This is a genomic window from Phaeobacter sp. JH20_02 (genome assembly GCF_048056915.1).
In the GTDB taxonomy this organism is placed as follows: Bacteria; Pseudomonadota; Alphaproteobacteria; order Rhodobacterales; family Rhodobacteraceae; genus Phaeobacter; species Phaeobacter bryozoorum.
Map to the genome: position 1 here is coordinate 64931 of NZ_JAYMVP010000004.1, position 25572 is coordinate 90502.

Genomic DNA, 25572 nt, shown 5'->3' on the forward strand with positions numbered 1-25572 from the left:
TCAGCTGTCCTTTGCAGTGGCCAGAGGGTTGTCGATGAGATGGCGGTAGCTGCCGCGTCGGTCGGGGTCGATTTTGCGGGTGATCAGGCTTTCGGCGTGGATCTGGCGCGCAAAGGGAGCGAAGCCCGCCATGCGCTGTTGCTGCCCGTGATCGGCGGCGTAGCGGTCCAGCCGGTCGCGCAGGCGCTGCCAGAACCGGGTCTCCGGCAGGTCGAAATGGCGTTGCAGGAGGTCCGACAGATCCGCGAGGTTGAAGACAAAGAGCGTGTCCATCACCAATTCGCGCAGCCCGTCAGCACAGGAGAGCGCGTGGAACTGATCCGGCTCTGCGCTGGCAAAGGCGGGGTCAATCGCCGCCAGATCGGGGCATAGCGCGGGCTGGGACAGCAGGGTGTCGACATATTCGACACCATCGTGGAAATCGCGGGCAATGAGGCCGGTCGGCCAGCCGTTGTCATGCTGAAGGATGAGGTTCTGCCCATGGGCTTCCAGCCCGATGCCATGGGCCACCATCAGGTGCCAGACCGGCAGTACCGCCGTTTCAATCAGCTGCGCCAGCCAGCGGTCGCGCCCATGGGCGGCAACCCAGGGGGCGATCAGCGGCTTGCCGTCCTCTTCTGTCAGGGCCAGCGCGTTGAACGGCATCATCTGATTGTCCGCCAGACCGAGCGAGGCCGGACTTTGCCGCCAGATCGCGGCCAGATGCCCCTCCAGCGCGGTGCCGCGCCCGGCGATGATGCCGGCATATTCCGGCAGCAGGGTCAGCGGATAGCGATCCTGCAACAGCGGGTCACTGGCGATCACCGCAGCAAGCCAGTCCGATATCAGCGGCGCGATGGTGACGGTTTCGGGGATCAATGTGCGCAGGGACGAGGTGTTGCGCATGGTCATTGCGGTTTTGACATGGGCGCGCTGCGGCTGGTCGGCGTTCATCAGCGTGCGCACCGATTGGGTCGCCCTGTAGCGGTCGCCGATCTCGCCGAGGGGGATCAGCTGGCCTGCGGCGTGCCAGGCCTGCACCAGCGGATCCTGTGCCAGCTGGTCCCATTGCCAGGGGTGGACCGGCAGCAGGGCAAAGCCCTCGGCGCTGCGCGTGGCGGCGAGGCTGCGGATGCGCTCCCATTCCGCCGGTCCCAGCTCGCGGGGCCAGAAATCCGCATCGGGCAGGCGCTGTTGGACCAGCGCGGGGTGCAGCAGCAGCCCGATCAGGCGAAAACCCTGCCCTGCCTCAGGCCCGTAGCGGAGATGATCGCGGTCGCTAAAACCGCTGCGCGCCTTGTAACAGGGGTGGTAGGGGTGGCCTTCGTGGATGGCGCGCTCCATATCGGCGATGCCCAGCTGGTGCCGCCGGGGCGGGCGGGGGATCTGCCGGTGGTTGAGATCATCCAGATGGGCGGTGCGGTCAAGGTCGACGCGCAGCGCGGCCAGTGCCGCCGCCGGGGCCGTGAGCGCCGAGAGCACGTCCTCAAGCGCGGCGGGCTGCCAGCCGTGTTCCTGTGCCATCTCGATGCTGCCGGCATCCAGCCGATAACGGCCAAAGGCGCCACAGCGCCCGCTGGCGCGGAAAGACCGGTTGCCGAGCTGCCAGCGCAATCCGCGATCGTGCCAGGTGATGTCTTGGGCGCAGCCTTCGCTCAGCAGCGCTTCGCATAGCTGTCGCAGCACCCGCAGCGCGCCGCGGGTCTGCCGGGTTTGCGGGTGGGGCTGTGCTTTGCCCAATGGGCACGCGAGGTCATAGACAGGCATCTTGCATCACCTCTCTGGTCTGGCGTTGCGGGGCGGCAATCGGATTGGGGATATCGACAAACAGCCCTTCCTGAGTGTCGGTCTGCAATTCATCCAGATCGTGCAGGCGGGTCAGCAGATTGGCCTTGGTCGCCAGCCGTGGCGCATAGAGCAGCTGCTCCACCAGCGCGCGCGCGGGTCCGGTAAAGCGCGGCCGCAGGCGGTGCAACTCATCGCGCAGCTGCTGCAGGAGCGCGTCTTCGCTAAGCAGCCCGTCGCAACCCATGCGCCAGATCACCGCAAAGATCTGGTTGACCACAAGGTAGTAGGTCAGGCGGGCGTTGATATGGGTGCGGCTGAACACCAGCGCAGGCACATCGGCGAGGCTGGGCTCGATCTGGCGCAGCGGGGCAAAGGCATCATCGGTGATGAAATAGCCCTGATTGTCGCGGTAGAAGCCCTGCCGGGGCAGCCCCTCGGACAGATCCAGCAAGGCGTTCTGCTGATGCGCCTCAAGGGCGATGCCGTGCCGGTCATAGAGCGTCAGAACCGGGGTGAGCATACAGTCGAGATAGGCGCCGAACCAGCGCGTCGCCGCCTGTCTGCGGGTGCTGCGCTGGCGCGCGGCGAGATCGGCGATCTGCGTGGCCAGCAGCGAGGCACACCCCGGTCGCGGATCGGCCGTAAGTGCGGCGAGGGGGACGATGCCGACGCCCGCCTCACCCGCAAAGGGGTTCTTGCGGAAAATCACCTCGAAACCGCTTTCGCGGCGCTCCGGCAGGGTCAGGGTCAGATAGGCCGGATCGTCGATGATCTGAAACTTTGGCAGGCTGGTTGCGATGTTCAGACGGCGCAGCAGCCGCGCCATCGCAACCCCCTGCTGCAATTCGCTGGCAAGGGTCACGCGCAGCGAATTGGTCAGCCGCACCGGCACCGAGAATTTGAGCATCCAGGGGCACTCGGCGGCAAAGACCGTCCGCAGGGACGACGTCGGGGTGAAAGCCGGACCGGCAGGCCCCAGATCGCGCAGCTGACCGCTGGCCAGCAGGGCCTGAACGGCGGGATCGAGCAGCAGCGCCTGCGCCTGAAGCGGATGGGCCGGGATCAGCTGCTCGCCCGGGTGCAGGCAGAGGCCATCGGTCAGGCCCCCAATATCGCGCAGGATCTGCGACAGCGGCGCGGCGGCGCTGTCCTGGCGGGTAATCTCGGTCCGGGCGGCAAATAGGTGCAGCTGGAACTCTCCTGCATATTCAGGTGCATAGGTCCGCTGCTGCCAGTCGGTCAGGCCGTCGCGGCTTTTGGGTGTGGGATGCAGCCAGTGACCAAAGACCAGCGATTGTTCCGCCTGCCGGAACTGGTGCGGGCTGGGGCTCGGCGCGGTGCGCCGCAGCGCGGCTTCGATCTCGGCGTTGCTGTTGAAAATGGCGCGCAGGAACTCTGCCAGTCTGGCGGGATCCGTTGCGCCGGAGCGGTGAAAACACTCTTGCGCGATCAGGCTGATGGTCTGGACCGGTGGCGCCGGCTGCCAATAGGTTTCGCCGCAAAACCGCAGCTGCGCGGCACCGAATTTCAGCGGGCCGGTCCGGGAGGTATAGCGCAGGCCAAGCCGCAGCACGGCGGGGATATGCGCCAGCGCAATGTCGATCCGGGGCGCGCGATCCGGGGCCGATGACCTGTGGTCGCCGGGCAGCTCGGGGCATTCGCGCAGGAAGCCGTTGAGCAGCGCCTGAAGGCTGGCCGCCAGCGCCGCCTCAGCGGCGGCATCCGGGTGGGGATCGGTCGGTGGGACCGACAGCGGGTCGGGGAACAGGCCTGTCTGATAAACCATCATCTGACCGGCCCCGCCGCCCGCATGGGGCGGTATGGAATTGGGTGCATCTCTTACAGCGTTTCCGCAGCGATGCCAGACAGCGCCACCGAAGAGGGATCCCGGCGGGGTAAGCGGTCTGGCGATGTTACAGGAGAACTGGCGGAATGCTGGCGGCTAAGCGGTGAGGAGACCCCAGCCGCCTTGGCATGATTTCATGCGTTGGTCTTAGGCAATACGGACATGTTTCAAAAGGGTTTTGATCGCCGTAGGTGTGTTTCTGCCGAAGCGGGCGCGCCACAGTCTGGCGCGCCCGAAGGGTAAGGGCCGGAGCGGGGTCAGACCCGCCGCTCAGAAGGAGACATTGGCCACGATGGAGACCGAACGGCCCGGTTCCTTAAGCGTTGCAAAGCCGGGATAATCGCCGCCATAGGTGGCGCGGTCGGCGTATTGACGGTCAAAGACGTTGTTGATCTCGGCGCGGATCGAGACATTGTCATAGGCGGCCGGGCGATATTCGGCAAAGAGGTTCAGCACCTCGTAGCCTTCCAGTTTGGTTGTGGGGTCAACCTCGTTCAGCTTTGGATCATAGTCAAAGGCCGCGTCGATATGGCCGCCGACAACCAGGTTCCATTGAGGCAGTTCCTGCTGCACCTCAAGCGCCAGCACCTGTCCGATCGGGGCCCCGGAATCCAGCAGGTAGTAGCCGGAGGCGGGCGCGCCGTTGACGCGGGTTTCGCTGTCGCTGAAGGTCAGCCGGGCAAAGCCGCCCTCCCAGCCATAGGTGGCGCCCAGATTGTAGCCCCGGCTTTCGAAATCATAGCTGGTGACCACCGGGCCTGCGACGTCACGGGTGTCGTCGATCCTGGTCTGGAAAGCTTCTGCGCCAAGGGTCCAGTTGCCGCTCTGCCAGTCGGCGCCGATGACAACATTGCTGGCACGGCGCGGTTTCAGCGCCGAATAATCCCAGTCGCGGAAGAACAGGAAGTTGTCCTCGACCCCGATCCCGCCAAAGACGTTGGAATAGCCCGCCCGCAGGGACAGCGCATCATTGACGCTATAGACGATGGAGAGGTTGCCACTCAGCCCGGAGCTGTCCTGCTGATAGGGGCTGCCGCTCTGGCCGAAGTCCTGGCCGGTAAAATCGTTCCAGTCATAGCGCAGACCGGCGGAGACCTTCAGCCGGTCGCTGGGTTGCAGACGGGCCTGGGCAAAGACGCCGACGGTCCGGCTTTGTTCCGAGGGGCGATTGCTGCCCCAGAAATCGCCGCTTGCGGTGCTTTTCTGGTCCTGGAAGTCCACCCCGGCGGTGATGGTATCGCTCTCTGACAGGTGGAACCGGTTCTGGAAGGTCGCGGAGTAGGTCCGGGTCACACCCAAGCTGGTTTCTGTGGTGCCGATGCTGCCGATCTCATTCTCGGAAAACCCGATGGTGGCCGAGGGATCCCAGTTCCCGCCGCCGTTCACATCCTCGTAGCGCAGCGAATAGACCGTGCGTTTGGTGTCGTAGACCGTGCCAAGCGGGTTGAAGGACGCGGTGCCGAAATTGGCGCGGCGGTTGCGCAGGGCGGTGTCCTGCATCTGCTGGCCCGAGAACTCGAACCGGTGGCCTTCGTCGGTCTGATAGGCCAGTTTCAACAGGCCGGCGGTCAGGTCGCTGCGGGTGCCGCCCACCGTGTTGCCGGCGCCATCGGTGTAATCGTCACCGGTCATGCGCTTGCCGTAGAGCAGGATCTCGAACCCGTCTGCCTGCCCGGCCAGCGTCAGAGAGCTGCCGAAGGTATCGCCGTTTTCGCCGTAGCTGAGACGTGCTTTGCCGCCAATGGCCTGACCGTCGGTCAGGATGTCCTCGGCGTCGATGGTTTCCATCACCACCCGACCGGCCAGGGCGCCGGGGCCTGCATCGGCCGGGGCCACACCGGGATCGACCCGGACGGATTTCATCAGGCCGGGGTCAAAGGCATTGGCGCTGGCGTGGTGGAACACGCGGTTGTTCTGGGACACGCCGTCGACCTGTACCGCCAGTTTCAGCATGTCGATGCCGTTGACGTAGATCTTCTGCGCCACCGGGATTGCCCCGCCCACCGACACCGAGGCGATTCCCGCAAAAAGGTCTTTCAGATCGCCCATCGCGGCGCGTTCGATTTCCGCATCCGCCACATAGACCGCCGTCGCCCGGTCAGCGGCTTCGCCATCGCTGTCGCGCTGCTTCACAAGGATGGGGTCGAGCGACAGGACAGTGTCGTCCTGCGCGTAACCTGTTGTTGCGGAAAAGAGAGTGAGCGCCGTGCTGCACAGCAGCCCGGTCATGAGGAGGGAGGATTTCTGTGCTGTTTGATGTGCCATGTTAACCCGCGTGATAATGTGCTGATAGCTTGGGGTAACCTGGCTTGGCCCCCGCTGGGGCCTTGGGTCTCATAGTGAGCATTGCGGCACCTTGCAAGCAGCGGTGGCAAAAAATCTTGCCTTACCTGTCTGCCTGTCTGGCTGATGACCGGGCCCCCGCAGCGTGCTGTGGACAGGCAGCGCAGGCAATGACGTCTGGACTTTTGCCCGGTCCCGGCCTAACAAGCGGGCGATTTTGAGCCAGCCATATCGCCAGCCTTCCTCCATCTGACGGGATTGAACATGGCAAATTGGACGCGATTGCAGCTGACTGCTGCGCTGGTGCTTGGATTGGTCGGCGCTGCTGCCGCCAATGACGACAGGCCGGAGACACCCCTTCTTGACACCGCGCGGGGCGCGCAGGCTGTGCCGTCGCAGCCGCAGGCCCTCGTGGTGCTGGATGTTGCAGCTGCGGATACGCTGGCGGCACTGGATGTGCCGATGGCAGGGCTGCCATCGCGGCTGTATGTCGATTATCTGAACGCCGAGCAGGCGCAGGCGACCCCGGTCGGGACGCTGTTTGAACCGGATTTCGAGGCGATTGCCCTGCTGGGGCCGGATCTGATCATTGCGGGCGGGCGGTCCTCCGCTCAGGTCGATGCGCTTTCGGAGATTGCGCCCACCGTGGACATGACGATCTGGGGCGCGGATCATGTGGATATCGCGCTGTCACGGCTGCGCAGCTATGGCGCGCTGATGGGCCGAAGCGCGCAGGCCGCCACGCTTGAGGCGGCGTTTCTGGCCAAGCTGGAGAGCACCCGCGCCGCCGTTGCCGACCGGGGGCGCGCGCTGATCGTGATGACCAATGGTCCGAAGGTGACAACCTATGGCCGCGAGTCCCGTTTTGGCTGGATTCACAACGCGCTGAACCTGCCCGAAGCGGTGGTCGAGCAACCTGCCGCGGCGGCGGCTGAGGCGGCGGAGGCCGCGCCCCATGGCGAGGCGATTTCCTTTGAATATATCGCTGAGGCGAATCCCGACTGGCTGATCGTCGTGGACCGGGCCAGTGCCATCGGGCAGGACAATCAGGCCGCCGCCGCGACGCTGGACAATCCGCTGGTGACCGGCACTGAGGCCTGGAAAAAAGGTCAGGTCATCTATCTGAACTCCGCCAGCATCTACATCGCAGGCGGTGGCATCCAGTCGATGACCGCGACGCTGGAGGATATCCTGGCCGGGTTTGCGCGCGGTGGCTGAAACCGCGGCGCCAGCCCGCGTATCGGGCGGATCACCGGCGGGGCGGCTGGGCCTGTGTCTGCTGCTGCTGGCGGGTCTGGCGGTGCTGAGCTGTGCGATTGGCGTCACTCAGGTCTCGCCGCTGGCACTGTTTGACGACCCACGGGCGGCCCAGCTGCTGCTGGTCAGCCGCATACCGCGCACGCTGGCGGTGATCCTGACCGGGGCGACGATGGCGGTTGCCGGGGTGATCATGCAGCTGCTGGTGCGCAACCGATTTGTCGAGCCGGGCACCACCGGCACCAATGAGGCGGCGATGCTGGGGCTGCTGGGGGCCACCCTGCTGGCGCCGGCATGGCCGATCTTTGCCAAGATGCTCTGCGCGGCGGTTGCAGCGCTGCTCGGGACGTTGGTCTTTCTGGCGCTGGCCCGGCGCATTCCACCGCAGCGGCCCCTGCTGGTTCCGCTGGTGGGGCTGGTTTATGGTGGCATCCTTGCGGCCTGCGCCAGCTTCGTCGCGTTTCAGGCCGATCTGCTGCAATATCTGGCGATCTGGATGAGTGGCGAGTTTTCCGGCGTCCTGTCAGGCCGTTACGAGCTGTTGTGGCTGGCGGGCGTCCTTGCCGTGCTGGCCTATCTGGTGGCGGATCAATTCACCATTGCCGGTCTGGGAGAGGTCGCCAGCCGGAGCCTCGGTCTGCGCTACCGGCAGGTGCTGGGCTTTGGTGTGGTGGTGGTGTCGCTGGTGTCGGCGCTGGTGATTGTCACCGTGGGCGTGCTGCCCTTTGTCGGGCTGGTGGTACCCAATCTGGTGTCCCGGATCATGGGCGACAATCTGCGTGAAAGCCTGCCCGTGGTGGCGGCCACCGGCGCCGGGCTGCTGTTGATCTGTGACATGCTGGGGCGGGTCCTGCGGGCGCCCTACGAGATTCCGGCCGGCACGGTGTTCGGGCTGTTCGGAGCGGCGCTGTTCCTCATCATGCTGCTGCGCCGGGGCGCACATGGCTGACCTGTCCTTCTCATGGATCGACCGGCGCCTGTTGCTGCTGGCGGGGCTGCTGATGGGTGCGGCGGTTGGTTTTGTCGGCTGGGGCCTGCCATGGTCCGAGGGCGCCCCATCGCGCTACATCCTTGGGTTGCGCATGACGAAGCTGGCCGGGCTGCTCTGCGTCGGGGCTGCGGTCGGGCTGGCCACTGTGCTGTTCCAGACGCTCAGTCAGAACCGGATCCTGACGCCTTCGATCATGGGGTTCGATGCGCTGTTTCTGCTGACCCAATCGGTGCTGGTTGCGGTTTTCGGCCTTGCGGGGATGGTGCAGCTGTCGGGATTTGCCGGGTTTGCGCTGGACACCGCCGTGATGATGGCGGCGGCGCTGCTGTTGTTTACCAGCCTGCTGCGGCGGACCCGGGGGGACATCCAGCTGCTGATCCTTGTTGGCGTGGTGATTGCGGTATTGCTGCGGACGCTGGCCGGGTTTTTGCAGCGGCTGATGGATCCGTCTGCCTTTGCCGTGGTGCAGGGGCGCATGTTTGCACAGTTCGGCAGTATCGACCGGACCGCCCTGCTGGCGGCGCTGGTGGTGATCCTGCCGGTTGCCCTGTGGCTGCTGCGCCGCTCGGCGCTGCTGGATGTCGTGGCCTTGGGACGCGATCAGGCCCGCAGTCTGGGGGTGCGGTATGACCGGCTGCATTTGCAGCTGCTCTGCGTGATTGCGGCGCTCGTTTCGGTCTCCACCGCCCTTGTTGGTCCGCTGGCTTTTCTCGGGCTGCTGGTCACCAGCCTTGCCCATAGCCTGATGCAAAGTCATCGCCACGCGCTGCTGCTGCCTGCTTCGGCGCTGATTGCGGCGCTGGTTCTGGTGGCGGGGCAGACCTTGTTCGAGCGGCTTCTGGACCTGCAGTCCAGCCTTGCGATCGTGATCGAATTCTGCGGTGGGCTGCTGTTCATCGTGCTGTTGTTGAAAGGAAAACTGAGATGATCACCGTGGCGGGCCTGTCGTTCACACTGGCCGGAAAGACGATCCTGAACGCGGTTGATGCCAGCCTGCCTGCCGGGAAGATCACCGCGCTGATCGGGCCGAACGGGGCGGGGAAATCGACCCTGCTGAAGCTGATTGCGCAGCAGATGCCTGCAAGTGGCGGCGCGATCACCCTGTCGGGCCGCGATCTGCGCGGGATCAGACCGGATCAGCTGGCGCGGCGGATGGCGGTGGTTGGCCAGCAGCTGGAGGTGGCCAGCCGGGTGCGGGTGCGCGATCTGGTCGGCTTTGGGCGCTGGCCGCATAGTCAGGGGCGGCTGACGGCGCAGGATCACGCCGCGATTGACGCCGCGCTGGCGCAGTTCGGGCTTGACGATTTGACCGACCGGTTTCTGGATGAGCTGTCCGGCGGCCAGCGCCAGCGTGCCTTTATCGCGATGGCCTATGCGCAGGACACCGACTGGCTGCTGCTGGATGAGCCGCTCAACAATCTGGATCTGAACCATGCGCGCAACCTGATGGCGCAGCTGCGCCGTCTCGCCGATACCCGTGCGAAAAGCATCGTGATCGTGCTGCATGACCTCAACTATGCGATCAGCTGGGCCGATCATGTGGTGGCGCTGGCTGGGGGGCGCGTCGCCTTTGCCGGTCCGGTTGCCGAGGTTGCGACGGGCGAGACCCTCAGCGCGCTGTACCAGACGCCGGTGGCGCTGCGCGAGATCGAGGGGCGGCGTATTGCCTGCTATCATGGCTGAGGTCGGCCTGTTCGCGTGGGATTGACGGCACCGGGGGGGCTGCGGATAGCTTCTGCGCAGACCCTGACATCTGATGGCACGCCCGAATGAAACGTATCTACGAACCTCTGGCCTATACCGATCGCCCGATCCAGACGCGGTACTGGAACCGGTTTCTGCCCGAGCCGGCGCCACGATACGCGCCGCTGCGCGATGAGGTGACAGCGGAATTTGCCGTCATCGGTGGCGGCTATACCGGTCTGTCGGCGGCGCTGACCCTGGCCGAAAACGGCGGCGATGTGGTGTTGCTGGATGCCGAACGGCCCGGCTGGGGGGCCTCGGGGCGCAATGGCGGGCTGGTTTCGGTGGGCAGTGCCAAACTGGCCGATGATGCCATTCTGCGCCGCTATGGCGAACCGGATGCGCGCCGGTTCTTTGATGCCGAACGCGCGGCCGTCGATCTGGTGGAGCAGTATCTGGACCGGTACGCGCTGGAGGTGGATCGCCATTCGCGGGGCTATACCTATGTGGCGCATCGCGCGGACCGTCTGGAGGAGCTCCATGCCTATGGGCAGGAGTACACCCGCCGCTATGATCTGCCGTATGAATTTGTACCAAAGGAAGACATGGCGGCGCAGGGGCTGAACAGCCCGGAGTTCCATGGCGCGGTCCATCTGCCTGTGGGGTTTGCGCTGAACCCGATGAAATTCGTGCTTGGCCTGACCCGCGCGGCAGAGGCGGCGGGGGTGCGGATGTATTCGGACAGTGCCGTCGAGGCGATTGACACGCAGGGTGACGGCTATCTGCTGCGGGTCGCCGGCGGGCAGGTCCGCGCCAGGCGGCTGCTGATTGCCACCAATGGCTATTCTTCGGACGATCTGCCGGGCGCATTCGCGGGCCGCTATCTGCCGGTTCAGTCCAATATCATGGTGACCCGCCCGCTGAGCGAGGCCGAGATTGCCGACCAGGGCTGGTGGAGTGAGCAGATGGTCTGCGACAGCCGCACGCTTTTGCATTATCTGCGCCTGTTGCCGGATCGTCGGCTGTTGCTGGGGCTGCGCGGATCGGTGCGGGTGAGCGAGGAGAATATCGCCGCCACCAAAGCCCGCGCGCGGGCGGATTTTGACCGGATGTTCCCGGCCTGGCGCCATGTGGAGACGGAGTATTTCTGGTCCGGGCTGATCTGTATGACCCGCAATCTCGTGCCCTTTGCTGGGGCGGTGCCGGGGCTGGATAACGCCTGGGCCGCGCTCGGGTATCATGGCAGCGGCGTCTGTATGGCGCCTTATGCCGGGGCGCTGATCGCCGATCAGGCGCTGGGGCGCAGCCGCCTGCCGCATCCCGATCTGATGCAGCGTCCGCTGCGCCGGTTTGAGCTGGGCCGCTGGCGGCGGATGTCACTGCCGCTGGCCTTTGGCTGGTATCGGATCAAGGACCGGATCTGACCGGACCCCGGCAGCGGCATCAGAGCGGCGCGCTATGCGGCTGGTGGATCCGGCTCTGTCGCAGGCTGTCCGGGGCCGGGCCGCGAAAGGCGCTGCGGCGGATCACGTCCGGCGCATGGCCATAGGTTTCGCGGATGTGCTGGCTGAGGCTCTGATAGCTGCCAAAGCCGGTGGCGACGGCGACCTGACGCAGCGGTATATCGGTCTGGGTCAAGAGCTGATGGGCGCGTTCGATCCGCAAGGACCGGTAAACGCTGAGCGGCGAGCGTTCAAAATGGCGGGTAAAGCGCCGTTGCAGGCAGCGGGTGGAGACATTCAGCATATCGGCCAGTTCGGCCACCGACAGCGGCGTTTCGATATGGTCCTGCATCACGGCGAGGCATTGGGTGATCAGCCCGTCGCCTGCGGATTTCTGTTCTAGGTTCAGCGCAATACGGCTCTTCTTGGGGCGTTTGCCGGTATCAAGACCGAGGTAATGCGCCATGCCATTCGCGGCCAGTCGCCCGCAGTCGGCGGCGATGATATCCAGCAGCATATGCGGGGTGGCAAAACTGCAGATCGCCGAATGCACGGTGCCGGAGGCGGCAGTGGCGGCGCCGTCCTGATCCTGACGCAGGCTGCATTCCCCGGCCGAGGCGAGGAAATTCGGATGGATCGCCAGATGGTGATCGCCGCCGCGCGCCAGCGCATCCAGCAGGAACACCGCACCGCCGACAAAGGCGCTGCGCTCTGACAGGCGCATCACCTGATTGACGCGGGCGCGTTCCTTGGCATTCAGCTGCCAGCGGCTGTAAATATCGCCCAGAAACACCACGAGCGCGCGGGCGCGGCCGGCAACCGGGCCGCTGGCGAGCATATCCAGACCACAGACGCGCACCCGGTATTGCACCCCGTCCAGCAGATCGTTTGCGGCGTCGAACAGGTCGATGATGATCTGGGCGCGGGATCGTGGCGCGCCGTCGGGAAGGACGACATCAATGTGACGCAGGCCACGGCCACCGGTGCGGGCAATCTCGCTATCGCCGTGGGGCCGGGAATGAAGTGTCATCTGTCTGCCTCGCATACGGTGAGCGGGATGGATCGGCATAGGGGTGCCGCCGGTGGGAACCGGCGACACCTTGGGTCTTGGCGTGGATTTATTCCGCCGCCTCTGCGTAATCCTCCATCGGAGGGCAGGTGCAGATCAGGTTGCGGTCGCCATAGGCATTGTCGACGCGGTTCACCGCCGGCCAGTATTTATCCACACCGAGGTTGCCCGGAGGGAAGCAGGCCTGTTCGCGGCTGTAGGGGCGATCCCACTCACCGACCAGATCGCGCACGGTGTGTGGTGCGTGCTTCAGCGGGTTGTTTTCGGCGTCGATCTTGCCGTCGATGATGTCCTGCGCCTCCGACCGGATGGACAGCATGGCATCGCAGAAGCGGTCCAGCTCGTCCTTGGGTTCGGATTCGGTCGGCTCCACCATCAGCGTGCCCGCCACCGGCCAGGACATGGTCGGCGCGTGGAAACCGCTGTCGATCAGGCGCTTGGCCACATCATCCACGGTCACGCCGCCGTCGTCATTCAGCGGACGGGTGTCCAGAATGCACTCATGCGCCACCCGACCGGATTCGGAGGTGTAGAGGATCGGATAGGCATCCTTCAGACGTGCCGCGATGTAGTTGGCGTTGAGGATCGCAACCTTCGTCGCCTGCGTGAGGCCAGCGCCCCCCATCAGCAGCACATAGGCCCAGCTGACCGGCAGGATCGAGGGCGAGCCGAAGGGCGCTGCCGAGACAGGACCCACGGCGGTGCCGTATTCCGGGTGACCCGGCAGGTGTTCGGTCAGATGCGCCTTGACGCCGATCGGACCCATGCCGGGGCCGCCACCGCCATGCGGGATGCAGAAGGTCTTGTGCAGGTTCAGGTGGCTGACGTCGCCGCCAATGTCACCCGGACGGGACAGGCCGACCATCGCGTTCATATTTGCACCGTCGATATAGACCTGACCGCCGTGCTCATGGGTGATCTGGCAGACCTCCTGCACGGTGGTCTCGAACACGCCGTGCGTGGACGGGTAGGTGATCATGCAGGCGGCGAGGTGGTCCGAGTGCTTCTCGGCCTTTTCGCGGAAATCCGCGACGTCGATATTGCCTTTGTCATCCGCCTTGATCGGAACCACCTGATAGCCAACCATCTGCGCGGTGGCCGGATTGGTGCCATGGGCGGAGGTCGGGATCAGGCAGACGTTGCGATGACCCTGACCGTTTGCCGCGTGGTAGTTGCGGATGGTCAGAAGGCCTGCATATTCGCCCTGCGCGCCAGAGTTCGGCTGCTGGGAGATCGCATCATAACCGGTGATCTGGCAGAGCTTGTCGTTCAGATCGGCGATCATCTCATGGTAGCCCTGCGCCTGATCTTCGGGAACGAAGGGGTGCAGGTTGCTGAACTCCGGCCAGGTGACCGGGATCATCTCGATGGTTGCGTTCAGCTTCATGGTGCAGGAGCCAAGCGGGATCATCGCACGGTCCAGCGCCAGATCGCGGTCGGCCAGACGCCGCATGTAGCGGGTGATCTCGGCCTCGGCCCGGTTCTTGTGGAAGATCGGGTGGGTGAGATAGGCGCTCTCGCGCAGCATGGCTTCGGGCAGGCGGTACTGCTTGTTGGAGCTGTCGTCCTTGCGGTCGATGCCAAAGGCACCCCAGACGGCCTCGATGGTTTCGGCGCGGGTCTGTTCGTCGAGCGAGATGCCGACCTTGGTTTCGCCGACGCGGCGCAGGTTGATGCCGCGCTGAACAGCGGCTTCCATGACGGTTTTCTGCAGGTGGCCAACTTCGACGGTGATGGTGTCAAAGAAGACTTCCGGTTCGACCTTGAACCCGGCCTGTTCCAGACCAGCGGCCATGCGGGCGGTCTTGCGGTGCACGGATTGCGCAATCGCCTTGATGCCATCGGGGCCGTGGTAGACCGCATACATCGACGCGATCACCGCCAGCAGCGCCTGTGCGGTACAGACGTTGGAATTGGCTTTTTCGCGGCGGATGTGCTGTTCGCGGGTTTGCAGCGACAGGCGATAGGCCTTGTTGCCGCGCGCATCGACGGACACGCCGATGATCCGGCCGGGCATGGAGCGCTTCAGCTTGTCGGTGGTCGCCATATAGGCCGCGTGCGGGCCGCCGTAGCCCATCGGGACGCCGAACCGCTGGGTCGAGCCGATGGCGATATCGGCGCCCATTTCGCCGGGGGATTTCAGCAGCGCCAGCGACAGGATATCCGCCGCGACAACCGCAACGCCCTTGTTGTCATGCAGGGCGGCGATCTGGTCGCTGAAATCGGTGACATGGCCATGGGTGCCGGGATACTGGAAGATCGCGCCAAAGACGGCGGCGGCCTCCAGTTCGGAGGGATCGGCGACAACAACGTCGATGCCCAGAGGTTCGGCGCGGGTCTGGATCACGGCGACGGTCTGCGGGTGGCAGTTCTTGTCCACGAAGAAGGCCGCGTTATTCGCCTTGGAGCGCGACCCACGATGGGCCATCGCCATGGCTTCGGCCGCGGCGGTGGCTTCGTCGAGCAGCGAGGCATTGGCCACCGGCAGGCCGGTCAGATCGCTGACCATGGTCTGGAAGTTCAGCAGCGCCTCAAGACGACCCTGCGAAATCTCAGGCTGGTAAGGCGTGTAAGCCGTGTACCAGGCGGGGTTTTCCAGGATGTTGCGCAGGATCGGCGCCGGGGTGGTGGTGCCGTGGTAGCCCTGACCGATCAGCGAGGTCAGCACCTTGTTCTTGCCCGCGATCTCTCGCATGTGGAACAGCGCATCGCGTTCGGTCATCGCCGGACCCCAGTCCAGCGCCTCTTTCTGGCGGATGGCGGGGGGCACGGTGGCGTCGATCAGCTCATCGAGGGTGTTGAAACCGATGGTTTTGAGCATATCGGCCATTTCACGCGGGCTGGGCCCGATGTGGCGGCGATTGGCAAAATCATAAGCTTCGTAATCAGTCAGTTTGAAGGCCATGTGGAGCGCTCCTGTTGCGAGGGGTCGCCTGCCGAGGCTGCGGGAGCCTCCGGCGGGGATATTTAGAGCCAGAAGATGCGGCGGAGCCGGTTGCCGGATCCGCCGCGCAGGATCAGCCGATCAGCGCCTTGTAGCCGTCCAGATCCATCAGATCCTCCAGCTGCGAGGTGTCGGAGAGTTTGATCTTGTAGATCCAGGCCGCGCCTTCGGGGTCTTCGTTCAGGGCGCCGGGGTTGTCGGCCAGAGTCTCGTTGATGGCGGTGATCTCGCCATCGAGCGGGGCGTAGATTTCCGACGCGGCCTTCACCGATTCAATGACGCCGATCTCGCCGCCTTTTTCAAATTCCTCGCCGCTGTCCTGCTGCTCGATGAAGACAACTTCACCCAGCTGCTCGGCGGCATGTTTGGTGATGCCGAGCGTGGCGGTGTCGCCCTCGACGGTGATCCATTCGTGATCTTCGGAATAATAGGTGGTCATCTCGGGTACTCCTGGAGCTTAACGTTTGTAGTTCTGGGTGACGAAGGGCAGCGCGGTGATTTCTGCATCATGGGGCTTGCCACGGATGATCAGCTTGACCTGTTCGCCCGGTTTGCCATGCGGCGCGGCGACATAGCCCATGGCGACCGGGCCGCCGACGGTGGGGCCAAAGCAGCCGGAGGTGATTTCACCGATGGTATTGCCGTCGGCGCATTGGATTTCAACGTGCTGACGGGCGGGCGCGCGACCGGAGGGTTTGATGCCGACCAGTTTCTTCGCGGCCCCCTCAGCCAGCTCTTTCTGAATGCGGGCGGCACCGGGGAAGCCGCCCTCTTCCTTGCGGCGTTTCTGGATCGCCCAGGCCAGCGAGGCCTCGATCGGGGAGGTCGACTGGTCGATGTCATTGCCATAAAGGCAGAGACCGGCCTCCAGACGCAGGGAGTCGCGCGCGCCCAGACCGGCGGGTTCGCAATCGTCATGGGCCAGGAACAGCCTGGTGATGCGTTCGGCGTCAGCCTCGGGGATGGAAATCTCGTAGCCGTCTTCGCCGGTGTACCCGAGGCGGGAAATGCGGCATTCCACGCCGTCGATATCGGCAAGGATGGTTTCCATGAATGTCATCTCGCGGGCGGCGGGGCAAAGGTCGCCCACCACATTTTCGGCTGCCGGGCCCTGAACGGCGACCAGCGCGCGGTCGAAGATCTCGGTCACCTCGACACCGTCGAGATGCGCCTTCATATGGGGGATATCCTGATGGCGCAGGGCGGCGTTCACCACCACGAAGTAATGATCGCCGGCATTGGAGACGATGAGGTCGTCCATGATGCCGCCATCGTCATTGGTGAAGAAGCCATAGCGTGCCTTGCCTTCCTTGAGGGTGGCAAAGGCCTGCGGGCAGAGCGCCTCCAGCTTTTCGCCGACGTTGTCGCCGCGCAGGATCACCTGGCCCATGTGGCTGACATCGAACAGCGCAGCCTTTTCGCGGCACTGTTTGTGCTCTCCCATGATGCCCATGGGGTACTGGACCGGCATTTCCCAGCCGGCAAAATCCACCATCTTGCCGCCGAGGGCGACATGCAGGTCATAGAGCGGGGTACGTTTCGGCGCGTCGGTCATAGCGTCTTGCCCTTGAATTGATGTGGTTGAAAAGCCGGGGCGCGACGCCTGCCGCGCCCCGATGTCGGTTGGTCTTGATTATTCTGCCGCGCCTTTGCTCGGCTCTTCGGTCTGCCCGTTGGAGGCAAAGAACTCTTTCGTCACCTTGAAGACGACCGGGCTCAGCAGGGCGAGGGCGATCAGGTTCGGGATCGCCATCATCGCGTTCAGCGTATCCGCCAGCAGCCAGATGAAGCCCAGATCCGCCGTGGCCCCGAAGTAGATCGCGACGATCCACAGCACACGGTAGCCGATCAGCACCTTGGCACCCAGAAGATAGCCGACGCATTTCTCGCCATAGTAGGACCAGCCCAGAATGGTGGTAAAGGCAAAGATCGACAGCGCGATGGCGATCACATAGCCGCCAAAGCCGGGCAGGGAGGTTTCAAAGGCCAGCGAGGTCAGCGCTGCACCGCTTTCGCCCGAGGTCCAGGCGCCGGAGGCGATGATGGCCAGACCGGTGATGGAACAGACGATGATGGTGTCGATGAAGGTGCCCAGCATGGCGATCAGGCCCTGATTTACCGGACCTTTGGTTTCAGCTGCGGCATGGGCGATCGGGGCGGAGCCAAGACCGGCTTCGTTCGAGAACACGCCACGGGCCACACCAAAGCGGATTGCGGCCCAGACAGCGGCCCCGGCAAAGCCGCCTTCAGCGGCCGAGGGGGTGAACGCATAGGTGAAGACAAGACCCAAGGCATGGCCCAGCTGATCGGCGTTGATGATCAGAACCAGCAGGCCGATCGTGACATAGCTGACAGCCATGAAGGGGACCAGTTTCCCGGCCACCGCACCGATGCGGGTGATGCCGCCAAGGATCACGGCGCCGGTCAGCACCATCAGCACGATACCGGTGATGGAGGGGTTGAAGCCGAAGTTGGTTTCCAGCACCTGTGCCACACCATTGGCCTGGACACCATTGCCGATGCCGAAGGCGGCGATAGCCCCGAACAGCGCAAAGGCAAAGCCGAGCCAGGCCCAGTTCGCGCCAAGCCCGTTCTTGATGTAATACATCGGGCCGCCGACATAATTGCCCTGGCTGTCCTGTTCGCGGTATTTTACCGCCAGCACGGCTTCGGAATATTTGGTGGCCATGCCGACCAGTGCGGTCATCCACATCCAGAACAGTGCACCGGGGCCGCCGAGGAACACGGCGGTGGCAACGCCGGCGATATTGCCGGTGCCGATGGTGGCCGACAGCGCGGTCATCAGCGCGTTAAACGGGGTGATCTGGCCCTCGCCATCTCCGGCCTCGCGGCCCTTGAACAGCAGGGCAAAGCCGGTGCCGATGCGCAGGATGGGCATCAGCTTCAGCCCGATCTGCAAGAACAGGCCAACGCCGAGAATGAGGACCAGCATCAGCGGTCCCCAGACGATCCCGTTGATATAGCCCACAATCGAATTCAAAACTTCCATAATTTTCCTCCCTTTGGGTGGTGGTCCTTGGCCTATGAGTGCCTGTCCCGGCCTTTGCTGCGGTTCGCGACCGATGACAAGTCGATTTCCCGGTCCTGCCCCTCCTGCCGCGACCCACCAGTCGCGGGGCAATCCCGGTCCGAGGGGTGGTCCGTTAGCCGGCACCCCCCGCAAGGCTGTCGCCAAGCTGCCTGTTGCGGGCTTCCTTGAGCGCCGCAAAATCCTCATCCGCGTGAAAGGAAGAGCGGGTCAGAGGTGTCGCCGAGACACCAAGGAACCCTTTGCTTCGGGCCATGCGTTCGATCTGCTCAAACTCCTCCGGGGTGACGAAGCGATCAATCGGATGGTGTTTCGGGGTGGGCTGAAGATACTGTCCCACGGTCAGGAAATCGACGTCCGCAGCGCGCAGATCATCCATCACCTGACGCAGGTCTTCCAGGGTTTCTCCCATGCCGACCATCAGGCCGGATTTGGTGAAAACCTGTGGATTGGCGCGTTTGGCGTCATCCAGCAGCCGCAGCGAGCTGTAATACCGCGCACCGGGGCGGACACGGGGGTAGAGATGTGGGACGGTTTCCAGATTGTGGTTGAACACATCCGGGGCCGCGTCAAAGACGATCTTTGCGGCATCACCCTTGCCCAGAAAATCCGGGGTCAGCACCTCAATCGTGGTGCCGGGGGTCTGGTGGCGCACGGCGCGGATGGTCTGGGCGATATGCGCCGCGCCGCCGTCCTCCAGATCATCGCGATCAACGCTGGTGATCACGACATGGCGCAGCGCCAGTTTCTTGACCGCCTGTGCCACCCGACCGGGCTCAAAGGCGTCCAGCGCATCGGGGCGACCGGTCGAGACATTGCAGAAGGAACAGCCGCGGGTGCAGATCTCGCCCATGATCATCATGGTGGCATGACGTTTGGACCAGCATTCGCCGATATTGGGGCAGGCGGCCTCTTCGCAGACGGTGGTCAGATTGTGATCCCGCATCAGGCGGCGGGTCTCGAAATACTCGGCGCTCTCGATTTTCTTGCGGCGGATCCACTTCGGTTTGCGCGGGATCTCGCTATCGGCCTTTTTCGATTTTTCCGGGTGGCGGAGCCGGGGCATGGGGACGTTCATCCTACGGCCTCCTTACGCTTGCCGACAAAGGCACCTTCGGGACCGGTCTTGGCGATAGCAGGCATCGAGGTTGAAAAGCGTTTGTCCACCGCGACATAGCCCGCAGGGCCGCCACCGATAACGATCCGATCATAAAGGCTCATCTCTGCCCCTCACTATTGTCTGTCAGGGGAAAACAGCCCCTAACTCTCCCGTGTGTTTCCTTTAAGAAACTTTTCCACGATAAGCAACGATTGCTTTTACATAGAAACTTTGACCTATCACCGGGGGAAGGGTAAACATTGGGAAACTCAGGAGATTGCACGCCCATGGAACCCATCAACGCGGAAGACGGCGCCCCCGCGACGGAGTTTGCCGAGGCTCCCGATGGTGATGCGCTGGGGAAAATGATTCGCGAATCCCGCAAGGAGAAGGGGCTGACGCTGGAGGAAGCGGCGCGGGCAGCGAACATCGGCCGCTCCACCCTGTCGAAGATCGAGAACAACCAGACCCGCCCCAGTTTCGAGATCATCCGCCGCCTGATGCAGACGCTGGATTTGCAGACGCCGCAGCTGTTTGTGCAATCCGCCAAGAGCGATATCTCCGGGCGGCGCGACTACACCCGCAAGGGCGCGGGAGAGCATCAGGAAACCCAGACCTACGACCACGAACTGGTGTGCACCGAGCTGACCAGCAAGCGGATGCTACCCTATATCAGCCGCATCAAGGGGCGTGACGTGTCGGAGTTCGAAAGCTGGATTCGCCACAGTGGCGAGGAATTCATGTTCGTGATCAGCGGTGAACTGGTTCTTTACACCGAACATTACCGCCCGCTGCCGATGAAGGCCGGCGATACGGTCTATTACGACAGCGGCATGGGCCATTGCTGCGTTTCGACCAGTGAAGAGGACGCGCAGGTGCTCTGGGTCTCGCTGAACTGATCCGAACTCAGCGGCGCCCCCGGCGATATGCAATCTGCGCCGCCCGGATATTGGCCGGGGCGGCGCAGATCGGTGTTCCATGGCTTGGGGTGATCCGCCTATTCGGCAGCAATCTCCAGCGCCGCGCAGTTGGCCGTGCTCTCGTCGGCTTCCATGCGTGACCAGTTGAGATCGCCCTCGTAGCGCCAGACCAGATGCCCCTGATCGTCCATCGCCATCAGATGAAGCCAGCCATTGTCGAACCGGGCGCGCACCTGCGGGTGGCGGTCCAGGATCTGCGTCATGGCATCGCGCGGCGCCTCGATCACCACGGTCAGCCGCAGCGGGTCATGTTGCACCGCCTCGCCATCATGCACCGATTGCCAGGGCAGACCGGGTTTCAGCGCGCCGCCATTGCCTTCCAGCACACCGATGCCACCGGCCACGTTGTGCAACAGCTTGTTGCCGCCACCGAACAGGGCGGGGGCCACGCTGGAGCCGTAGTATTGCAGGCTGATCCAGCTTGCGACCACCACCGGCGCGGTCATGATCAGCTCCAGCACGCCAAAGCCCTCATCCGCCCGCCAGTCATAGCTGTGCAGGAAGGATTGCCCGTCAAGCGCCCGGCCTTCGGTCCGCTGACGCGGGGCGGCGATAAAGGCGCGGCAACCGGCCAGCCCCCATTCCGGGCGCAGTTCCGCCCAGTCGGAGGAGCGGCGCAGGATGTCTGCACCAGCGCTTGCGCGGGGCAGCCGCACCGCCCGTTCGCTGCGGGCCAGAGCGCCTGCGGCCTCGATCCAGCGACGGATATTTGCCAGCTCGCGGGCAAAACGGGTGGCAGCACCAGCGGGCAGATCCTGTTCGTAGAGCGTGACCTGATCGGTGGTGGTGTGATGCAGCGCGGGCAGGAAAACGGTGTCCTCGGGGATGCTGATCCCTGCCTCGCGCAGTCCGCCGCGTACCGCCCGGTCATTCAGCAGCCTGGCCAGCAACCGGGCATTCACGTCACCCGCATGGCCACCGCAGGCGCCACAGTGCAGAGCACTTGCATGGGGGTTGTTGGTCACATCCGCGCCATGGCCTGCCAGCATCACAACCGGGGCAAAGCCACCGGTCAGCGACATCGCCGACAGGATGGTCCGGGCCATCGCAACCCGGTGGTCCAGATCCACCGAAGCATCAAGCACCGGCGCCGGATCCGTGGCCAGACGACTGCTGGCACCAAAGGCATCGCGCAGCAGCTTGCCCGCATAGACCGGGCCTGTGGCCTCGACAAAGGCAAAGGAGGAGACCGCCGCCAGTTTGAACCGGCCCCAGGCGCGCCGCGCCCGCGCTGCATAGCGCCGGGCAAGGTCAAGCTCCGCCGGTTCCGCCGCCCGCGACTGGACGCCCGCGCTCAGCAGCACCGGGCCGCGCCCTTCGGTAACGTCGGAGCCCGCTGCATTATGCGCCGCGGCCAGCCCGAAGAAGCCCGCAAACCCAAGTGTCTGCACGCCGCTGTCCTGTGCTTCCAGCGCGCGGCGGAACACTTCGGACCGTACATCAATACAGAATGCGGCCTGCAACAGGGGGCGATCGGTGGCCTTTGCCTCTGCCGCTGGCTCCGGGGTCGCGACGGTCAGCCTGCCCGCCAGTTGCCGCTGCGCCGCCCGTTCGCCTGCCTCTTGCAGAATGGCGTCGATCACCTGATTGCGGCTTGGGGTGATTGGGGTTTCGTGGCTTTCGACGACCTCCTGCCAGCGGGCCGCGATCTGGTCGCGATACTGGTGGAACAGCGCCTCGTCAAACACCATGCGGATCGCCAACAGCTCAACCGTGGTGGTGTCGCTCTTGCCCTCCAGCTCGGCCTGCCACGACAGGTAGCGGCCATATTGCGCCCAGCCTTGCAGTGTCATCAGCCAGCGGTGAAACCCGGTCTCGGCGGCCGCAGAGCTGACGCCCAGCGTTTCGGAGGCCCGTCCGATGGCGCGCCAATGTGACCGGTTGGTAGCGGCGACAAATCCGCCAAACCCGTGCAGCCCGTGGATTTCCGGCGTCAGATCGCGGCTGGCAAACTGACGCCAGGCCGCATAGGTGCCACCGGTCCGGTCCGGCTGCCACAGCGCCTGCCCCTGATCGAAATGGCTGGCGGCAAAGGCGCCGATGCGTTCCTCGATCAGGCCGGGCCAGTCGACGCCGGACAGCTCCTGCGCCAGCTCCGCCACCGTCGGCAGCGCTCTTGGGTCATCGTTGGTGTCCGTGGCGCCCAGTGCCGCATGGAGATCGGCCATCTGCACATCGCTGAAGCGGGTGCCGGCCCGCGCCAATGCGGCCCGCAGATCGCTGTCGGTGAGGTCTCCGGCGGCCCGTTTCGCCGCCCAATGGCTGCGGTCCGGGGTCACCCGTGTGCCCGCAACCCGCGCCAGCCGCGCCGAGGTCACCGCCAGCGGCTCTTCGCTCTGGCCGAGGAAGGGGTTCACCGCAACGCTGGAGGTGAGCGGGAACAGCGGCGGGATCGCGCGGGCGGCCCGATTGGCGCAGGTGACCAGCTCCAACAGGGCGGCGGGGTAGGTTTCGTGCTTCATCAACATGGGTCGATCTCCCGGTTTCAGGATGTGGTCCGCTTTGACCAGCCGCCCAGCAGCCGGTCAAAAATCGCATTTGCATAAAGCCCGTTGGACAGATGGACCCGCAGCCCCGCTGCCGCCGGGTGCATCGCCCAGAGCGGGAAAGTCGCCTGCGCCACGGCCACCGCGCCAAAGCTGACCAGCGCCAGCAGGATCAGCGCCCATTCCAGCGGGCCGGGAGCAGGGGTGGCAGGCAGGGTGCCGGCGGTCAGCTTCAGCGCCGCCAGTTGCAGCAGGAAATAGCTGACTGAGGTGGCCGCCGCATAGATCACCGTGCGCCGGGTCAGCGCACCGGGGGCGGCATCGGCCAGCCCCTGCGCCAGAATATAGGCCACGCCAAAGATCAGGATCACCCCCAGCGCAATTGCCTGCACCGATTTTCCGTCAAAGCCAAAGACCGCTCCAACCAGCGCATAGATCACGATGCCGATGCCAAAGGCCTGCATCACATTACGCGCGCTTGGCACTGCGACGGGACCGGGGCGCCGGATCGCGGCGACATTGGCCACCGCCTCGCCAGCGCTGAGAAAGGCGTGCGCCTTGTAGAGCGAATGCGCCACGATATGCAGCAGCGCCAGCGGGAACAGCGCCAGACCACATTGCATAATCATAAAGGCCATCTGCGCGATGGTGGACCAGGCCAGCGAGGTCTTCACGGCCGGCTGCGTCAGCATCACCAGCCCACCGAACAGCGCGGTAAACCCGCCCAGCATCACCAGCACCGCCATCACCGCAGGCGCGACCAGCATCACATCGGCAAAACGGATCAGCAGGAAGCCGCCCGCATTGATGACGCCTGCATGCAGCAGGGCGGAGACCGGCGTCGGCGCTTCCATCACCTCGGTCAGCCAGCCATGGGCCGGAAACTGCGCCGAGGCGAGCACCGCCGCCAGCGCGATCAGCCCGGCGGCGGCAAGGGTCAGCAGATCGGGGCTGGCAGCGGCAAGAATGCTGGCGATATCGCTGGTGCCATAGGCGGCAATCAGCAGCGCGACAGCGAGGCCGAGTGACATTTCGCTGGCCCGGGCCACCAGCGCCTTTTTCCGCGCGGCCCGCTGCGCCGTTGTGCGCTCGCGATAAAACAGCAGCAGCTGATGCAGGCACAGGCTGGTGGCGGTCCAGGCCAGAAGCAGCTGCACCAGATTGCCCGACATCACCAGCAGCAAAACCGCGGCCAGAGTGGCGCTCATCCAGCCGGTAAAGGCGCCCTGACGGCCCTCGCCGTCCATATAGGTGGCGCTGTAGCGCAGCACGATCCAGCCGATGAAACTGACCAGACACAGCATCACGGCGCTGACCACATCCAGCCGCACCGACAGCCCAACTCCAAAAAGGCCAAGCAAGGGCGAGCTGCCCGGACCGTTCAGGCCCAGCAGCACCGCAGACAGCGCCGAGACGGCAAAGGCCGCCAGCGCAGCATATTCCGCCAGACGCGGCAGATGACCCGGCCGCAGACCCGGTGTCCGGCGCGCCCGCAGGGCGACGGCCAGCAGCAGCATCGGGGCCAAGAGCGGCAAAAACAGATAGAACATGAAAGGCTCCCGTATTCACATGCAGCAGGGGACGCTGCGTCAACGAGACAGGTAGCGCGGATCTTTGATTAATAAAAATTCATTGTTATGGCCTTATCGTTCTATTAAAACGAATGAATGCCCCTGAACTATCATCATCTGCGCTATTTCTGGGCCGTCGCCCATGACGGCAATCTGACCCGCACCGCGCAGCGGCTGAATCTGTCGCAATCGGCGCTTTCTGTGCAGATCAAACAGCTGGAGGAGCGGCTGGGCCATCCGCTGTTCGACCGGCGCGGACGGCAGCTGCATCTGACCGAGGCGGGGCGTATCGCGCTGGATCATGCCGATGCGATCTTTGCCACCGGGCAGGAGCTGATCGCCACGCTGGAAGGCAGCGAGCGCAGCCGTCAGGCGCTGCGGGTGGGTGCGCTGGCCACACTGTCGCGGAACTTTCAGATTGGGTTCCTGCGGCCCATGCTGGCGCGCAGCGATGTCGAGGTGATCCTGCGCTCCGGCAGCCCAACCGAGTTGCTGGAGGGGCTGGCAACGCTGAACCTCGATCTGGTTCTGATGAACCGCGAACCTCCCGACGACAGCCTGACCCCCTATGAAACCCATCAGATCGGGGATCAGGCGGTGAGCATCGTCGGCACCCCGGCGCGGCTGGATCCACGCCTGCCGATCCGCGAATTGCTGACCACCCATCCCTTTGTGCTGCCGACCACCGACAATACGGTGCGGACCGCCTTTGATGCCATGGCCAGTCGCCTGTCGGTGGTGCCGCAAGTGGCTGCCGAGGTCGACGACATGGCGATGATGCGGCTGCTGGCCCGCGAGGATATCGGCCTGGCGCTGGTGGCCCCGATCGTGGTGCAGGATGAGCTGTCCTCGGGGCGGCTGCTGGAGGCCGAGGAGCACCCCCGCATTCGCGAGACCTTCTATGCGGTCACCCTGCGGCGCCGTTTTCCCAATCCGCTGGTTCAGGAGGTGCTGGCAGGCAGCGCCTCGGTGCTGAACGGCTGACCTTCCGGCCTGCTGCCCGGCAGAGCTGGCATGAAGCCACCAGCGCCTGGCCCGTCCCGGCACTGCGGCGCCGTCCCGGTTCGTGATCCTTTGGGTTGGACCCAGCGCTGTCCCCTATCGT

19 protein-coding genes are annotated in these 25572 nt (G+C 64.6%); 7 read left to right on the forward strand and 12 right to left on the reverse strand.

The genetic code is table 11. The features are described 5' to 3' along the window. From VWY34_RS01385 to VWY34_RS01395, 3 genes are all read right to left on the reverse strand, one after another. Positions 1-1746 (reverse strand): IucA/IucC family protein, encoded by a 1746-nt coding sequence (locus VWY34_RS01385; protein ID WP_416544850.1) that lies wholly within the window; start codon positions 1744-1746, stop codon positions 1-3. Then, positions 1733-3556 carry an IucA/IucC family protein gene (locus tag VWY34_RS01390; protein WP_416544851.1) on the reverse strand — a complete coding sequence of 608 codons (1824 nt, stop codon included), beginning with the start codon at positions 3554-3556 and terminating at the stop codon, positions 1733-1735. The genes VWY34_RS01385 and VWY34_RS01390 overlap by 14 nt, the downstream gene beginning before the upstream one ends. A 327-nt stretch (positions 3557-3883) precedes the next feature. Next, on the reverse strand, positions 3884-5878 hold the full coding sequence (locus VWY34_RS01395) for a TonB-dependent receptor plug domain-containing protein (protein WP_416544456.1): 1995 nt from the start codon (positions 5876-5878) through the stop codon (positions 3884-3886). A 282-nt stretch (positions 5879-6160) separates the two neighbouring features. Between VWY34_RS01395 and VWY34_RS01400 the strand changes: the two genes are divergently transcribed. From VWY34_RS01400 to VWY34_RS01420, 5 genes are all read left to right on the forward strand, one after another. Further along, complete coding sequence (locus tag VWY34_RS01400; RefSeq protein WP_416544457.1) at positions 6161-7114, forward strand: siderophore ABC transporter substrate-binding protein; 954 nt, start codon at positions 6161-6163, stop codon at positions 7112-7114. After that, positions 7107-8102, forward strand: a complete 996-nt coding sequence (locus tag VWY34_RS01405; protein ID WP_374015680.1) for an ABC transporter permease — start codon at positions 7107-7109, stop codon at positions 8100-8102. The genes VWY34_RS01400 and VWY34_RS01405 overlap by 8 nt, the downstream gene beginning before the upstream one ends. Next, complete coding sequence (locus VWY34_RS01410; protein ID WP_416544458.1) at positions 8095-9072, forward strand: iron chelate uptake ABC transporter family permease subunit; 978 nt, start codon at positions 8095-8097, stop codon at positions 9070-9072. Before VWY34_RS01405 ends, VWY34_RS01410 begins: the two co-directional genes overlap by 8 nt. Then, positions 9069-9827: an ABC transporter ATP-binding protein gene (locus VWY34_RS01415; RefSeq protein WP_416544459.1), complete on the forward strand. Its 759-nt coding sequence runs from the start codon at positions 9069-9071 to the stop codon at positions 9825-9827. The genes VWY34_RS01410 and VWY34_RS01415 overlap by 4 nt, the downstream gene beginning before the upstream one ends. An 86-nt stretch (positions 9828-9913) precedes the next feature. Next, positions 9914-11251, forward strand: a complete 1338-nt coding sequence (locus VWY34_RS01420) for an NAD(P)/FAD-dependent oxidoreductase (protein ID WP_416544460.1) — start codon at positions 9914-9916, stop codon at positions 11249-11251. A 19-nt stretch (positions 11252-11270) separates the two neighbouring features. Here the strand turns inward: VWY34_RS01420 and VWY34_RS01425 are convergent, their stop codons facing one another. From VWY34_RS01425 to VWY34_RS01455, 7 genes are all read right to left on the reverse strand, one after another. Then, the gene (locus VWY34_RS01425; RefSeq protein WP_416539713.1) at positions 11271-12299 is read right to left on the reverse strand and encodes a helix-turn-helix domain-containing protein; all 1029 of its coding nucleotides are present in this window, start codon (positions 12297-12299) and stop codon (positions 11271-11273) included. Positions 12300-12387: 88 nt separating this feature from the next. Continuing rightward, the gene (gene gcvP, locus VWY34_RS01430; protein WP_416537884.1) at positions 12388-15243 is read right to left on the reverse strand and encodes an aminomethyl-transferring glycine dehydrogenase; all 2856 of its coding nucleotides are present in this window, start codon (positions 15241-15243) and stop codon (positions 12388-12390) included. Between the two features lie 112 nt (positions 15244-15355). Continuing rightward, the gene (gcvH, locus tag VWY34_RS01435; protein WP_340547750.1) at positions 15356-15721 is read right to left on the reverse strand and encodes a glycine cleavage system protein GcvH; all 366 of its coding nucleotides are present in this window, start codon (positions 15719-15721) and stop codon (positions 15356-15358) included. Between the two features lie 18 nt (positions 15722-15739). After that, positions 15740-16837 carry a glycine cleavage system aminomethyltransferase GcvT gene (gcvT, locus tag VWY34_RS01440; protein WP_340547749.1) on the reverse strand — a complete coding sequence of 366 codons (1098 nt, stop codon included), beginning with the start codon at positions 16835-16837 and terminating at the stop codon, positions 15740-15742. Between the two features lie 78 nt (positions 16838-16915). Then, positions 16916-18292, reverse strand: coding sequence for an alanine/glycine:cation symporter family protein (locus VWY34_RS01445; RefSeq protein ID WP_416544817.1), 1377 nt, complete (start codon positions 18290-18292; stop codon positions 16916-16918). 154 nt (positions 18293-18446) lie between these two features. Then, entirely contained in the window at positions 18447-19409 is a 963-nt protein-coding gene (gene lipA / locus VWY34_RS01450) for a lipoyl synthase (protein ID WP_416535337.1), read from the reverse strand. Beyond that, the gene (locus tag VWY34_RS01455) at positions 19406-19552 is read right to left on the reverse strand and encodes a hypothetical protein (RefSeq protein ID WP_416544818.1); all 147 of its coding nucleotides are present in this window, start codon (positions 19550-19552) and stop codon (positions 19406-19408) included. Before VWY34_RS01455 ends, lipA begins: the two co-directional genes overlap by 4 nt. A gap of 165 nt (positions 19553-19717) precedes the next feature. On the opposite strand from VWY34_RS01455, the gene VWY34_RS01460 reads away from it, so the two are divergent. Beyond that, positions 19718-20329, forward strand: a complete 612-nt coding sequence (locus VWY34_RS01460; protein ID WP_416544819.1) for a helix-turn-helix domain-containing protein — start codon at positions 19718-19720, stop codon at positions 20327-20329. Positions 20330-20427: 98 nt separating this feature from the next. Here VWY34_RS01460 and VWY34_RS01465 read toward each other — a convergent pair whose 3' ends face one another. After that, a complete protein-coding gene (locus VWY34_RS01465; protein ID WP_416548768.1) occupies positions 20428-22878 on the reverse strand; it encodes a YbcC family protein in 2451 nt (816 codons plus the stop codon). A 17-nt stretch (positions 22879-22895) separates the two neighbouring features. Beyond that, entirely contained in the window at positions 22896-24446 is a 1551-nt protein-coding gene (locus VWY34_RS01470; protein WP_416544821.1) for a proton-conducting transporter membrane subunit, read from the reverse strand. A 117-nt stretch (positions 24447-24563) separates the two neighbouring features. Between VWY34_RS01470 and VWY34_RS01475 the strand changes: the two genes are divergently transcribed. Further along, complete coding sequence (locus VWY34_RS01475; protein ID WP_340547805.1) at positions 24564-25451, forward strand: LysR family transcriptional regulator; 888 nt, start codon at positions 24564-24566, stop codon at positions 25449-25451. Positions 25452-25572 lie beyond the last annotated feature (121 nt).

What these genes read in the sequence shown, in the direction of transcription:
- VWY34_RS01385 (WP_416544850.1), bottom strand. Translation starts at nt 1,746, where the DNA reads ATGCCTGTCTATGACCTCGCGTGCCCATTGGGCAAAGCACAGCCCCAC.
- VWY34_RS01390 (WP_416544851.1), bottom strand. Translation starts at nt 3,556, where the DNA reads ATGATGGTTTATCAGACAGGCCTGTTCCCCGACCCGCTGTCGGTCCCA.
- VWY34_RS01395 (WP_416544456.1), bottom strand. Translation starts at nt 5,878, where the DNA reads ATGGCACATCAAACAGCACAGAAATCCTCCCTCCTCATGACCGGGCTG.
- VWY34_RS01400 (WP_416544457.1), top strand. Translation starts at nt 6,161, where the DNA reads ATGGCAAATTGGACGCGATTGCAGCTGACTGCTGCGCTGGTGCTTGGA.
- VWY34_RS01410 (WP_416544458.1), top strand. Translation starts at nt 8,095, where the DNA reads ATGGCTGACCTGTCCTTCTCATGGATCGACCGGCGCCTGTTGCTGCTG.
- VWY34_RS01415 (WP_416544459.1), top strand. Translation starts at nt 9,069, where the DNA reads ATGATCACCGTGGCGGGCCTGTCGTTCACACTGGCCGGAAAGACGATC.
- VWY34_RS01420 (WP_416544460.1), top strand. Translation starts at nt 9,914, where the DNA reads ATGAAACGTATCTACGAACCTCTGGCCTATACCGATCGCCCGATCCAG.
- VWY34_RS01425 (WP_416539713.1), bottom strand. Translation starts at nt 12,299, where the DNA reads ATGACACTTCATTCCCGGCCCCACGGCGATAGCGAGATTGCCCGCACC.
- gcvP (WP_416537884.1), bottom strand. Translation starts at nt 15,243, where the DNA reads ATGGCCTTCAAACTGACTGATTACGAAGCTTATGATTTTGCCAATCGC.
- gcvH (WP_340547750.1), bottom strand. Translation starts at nt 15,721, where the DNA reads ATGACCACCTATTATTCCGAAGATCACGAATGGATCACCGTCGAGGGC.
- gcvT (WP_340547749.1), bottom strand. Translation starts at nt 16,837, where the DNA reads ATGACCGACGCGCCGAAACGTACCCCGCTCTATGACCTGCATGTCGCC.
- VWY34_RS01445 (WP_416544817.1), bottom strand. Translation starts at nt 18,292, where the DNA reads ATGGAAGTTTTGAATTCGATTGTGGGCTATATCAACGGGATCGTCTGG.
- lipA (WP_416535337.1), bottom strand. Translation starts at nt 19,409, where the DNA reads ATGAACGTCCCCATGCCCCGGCTCCGCCACCCGGAAAAATCGAAAAAG.
- VWY34_RS01455 (WP_416544818.1), bottom strand. Translation starts at nt 19,552, where the DNA reads ATGAGCCTTTATGATCGGATCGTTATCGGTGGCGGCCCTGCGGGCTAT.
- VWY34_RS01460 (WP_416544819.1), top strand. Translation starts at nt 19,718, where the DNA reads ATGGAACCCATCAACGCGGAAGACGGCGCCCCCGCGACGGAGTTTGCC.
- VWY34_RS01465 (WP_416548768.1), bottom strand. Translation starts at nt 22,878, where the DNA reads ATGTTGATGAAGCACGAAACCTACCCCGCCGCCCTGTTGGAGCTGGTC.
- VWY34_RS01470 (WP_416544821.1), bottom strand. Translation starts at nt 24,446, where the DNA reads ATGTTCTATCTGTTTTTGCCGCTCTTGGCCCCGATGCTGCTGCTGGCC.
- VWY34_RS01475 (WP_340547805.1), top strand. Translation starts at nt 24,564, where the DNA reads ATGCCCCTGAACTATCATCATCTGCGCTATTTCTGGGCCGTCGCCCAT.